The sequence below is a fragment of the Brachybacterium sp. ACRRE genome (assembly GCF_022346485.1).
GTDB lineage: Bacteria > Actinomycetota > Actinomycetes > Actinomycetales > Dermabacteraceae > Brachybacterium > Brachybacterium halotolerans.
Genome location: NZ_JAKRMO010000126.1, coordinates 1 through 1,945 on the forward strand (window position 1 = coordinate 1; position 1,945 = coordinate 1,945).

Sequence of the window (1,945 nt, forward strand, 5' to 3'; positions counted from 1 at the left end):
GTGTGGCGTGACGCTGTTCCCGAGTAGCACCGGGCCCGTGAAATCCGGTGTGAATCTGCCAGGACCACCTGGTAAGCCTGAATACTACCTCGTGACCGATAGCGGACAAGTACCGTGAGGGAAAGGTGAAAAGTACCCCGGGAGGGGAGTGAAATAGTACCTGAAACCGTGTGCTTACAATCCGTCGGAGCCTTTTGGGGTGACGGCGTGCCTTTTGAAGAATGAGCCTGCGAGTTAGTGGTCGGTGGCGAGGTTAACCCGTGTGGGGTAGCCGTAGCGAAAGCGAGTCTGAACGGGGCGTTCAGTCGCCGGCTCTAGACCCGAAGCGAAGTGATCTATCCATGGGCAGTGTGAAGCGCGGGTAAGACCGCGTGGAGGCGCGAACCCACTTCAGTTGAAAATGGAGGGGATGACCTGTGGATAGGGGTGAAAGGCCAATCAAACTTCGTGATAGCTGGTTCTCCCCGAAATGCATTTAGGTGCAGCGTTGCGTGTTTCGTGCCGGAGGTAGAGCACTGGATAGGCGATGGGCCCCACCGGGTTACTGACCTTAACCAAACTCCGAATGCCGGTACGTGAGAGCGCAGCAGTGAGACGGTGGGGGATAAGCTTCATCGTCGAGAGGGAAACAGCCCAGAACATCAGCTAAGGCCCCTAAGCGTGTGCTAAGTGGAAAAGGATGTGGAGTTGCTGAGACAACCAGGAGGTTGGCTTAGAAGCAGCCACCCTTGAAAGAGTGCGTAATAGCTCACTGGTCAAGTGATTCTGCGCCGACAATGTAGCGGGGCTCAAGTACACCGCCGAAGCTGTGTCACTCCGGTTTGTGCCGGGGTGGGTAGGGGAGCGTCGTGCAGACTGTGAAGCTGCGGGGTAACCCAGTGGTGGAGGCTGCACGAGTGAGAATGCAGGCATGAGTAGCGAAAGACGGGTGAGAAACCCGTCCGCCGATTGATCAAGGGTTCCAGGGCCAGGTTAATCCGCCCTGGGTTAGTCGGGACCTAAGGCGAGGCCGACAGGCGTAGTCGATGGACATCGGGTTGATATTCCCGAACCGATCGTAGGAGGACCCATACCGAGGCGTGTGATGCTAACCACCCGAGTCTCCTCCATGTCCTTCGGGATGTGGGTGGGGGTGAGGCTGGGAACCAAGCATGTAGTAGGTCAGCGCATGGGATGACGCAGTGAGGTAGCTTCCGCGGACTTAATGGAATAGTCCGTCTAAGCGTGCAGCCCGCGCACCGGTAATGCGGTGCCGTATGGGGTGAGACGTGATGGGGATCCCGTATGGGCGTAGGTGAGTGATCCTGTACTGCCGAGAAAAGTTCCGGCGTGACGAATACGGTCGCCCGTACCCTAAACCGACTCAGGTGATCAGGTAGAGAATACCGAGGCGTTCGAGAGAATCGTGGTTAAGGAACTCGGCAAAATGCCCCCGTAACTTCGGGAGAAGGGGGGCCTGAGCAGTGAGAGCTGTGAGGGCCGCAGAGACCAGGGAGAAGCGACTGTTTACTAAAAACACAGGTCCGTGCGAAGTCGTAAGACGCTGTATACGGACTGACGCCTGCCCGGTGCTGGAAGGTTAAGAGGACTGGTTAGCGCCCTTGTGGTGCGAAGCTGAGAATTTAAGCCCCAGTAAACGGCGGTGGTAACTATAACCATCCTAAGGTAGCGAAATTCCTTGTCGGGTAAGTTCCGACCTGCACGAATGGCGTAACGACTTCTCCACTGTCTCAACCGCGAACTCGGCGAAATTGCATTACGAGTAAAGATGCTCGTTACGCGCAGCAGGACGGAAAGACCCCGGGACCTTTACTATAGTTTGGTATTGGTGTTCGGGACGGCTTGTGTAGGATAGGTGGGAGACTGGGAAGCATGGACGCTAGTTCGTGTGGAGTCGTTGTTGAAATACCACTCTGGTCGTTCTGGATTCCTAACCTCGGTCCGT

The 1,945-nt window shown here is 56.3% G+C and carries 1 rRNA gene; it reads left to right on the forward strand.

The features are described from left to right. A 23S ribosomal RNA gene (locus MHY49_RS18885) occupies positions 1-1,945 on the forward strand; the annotation flags it as partial.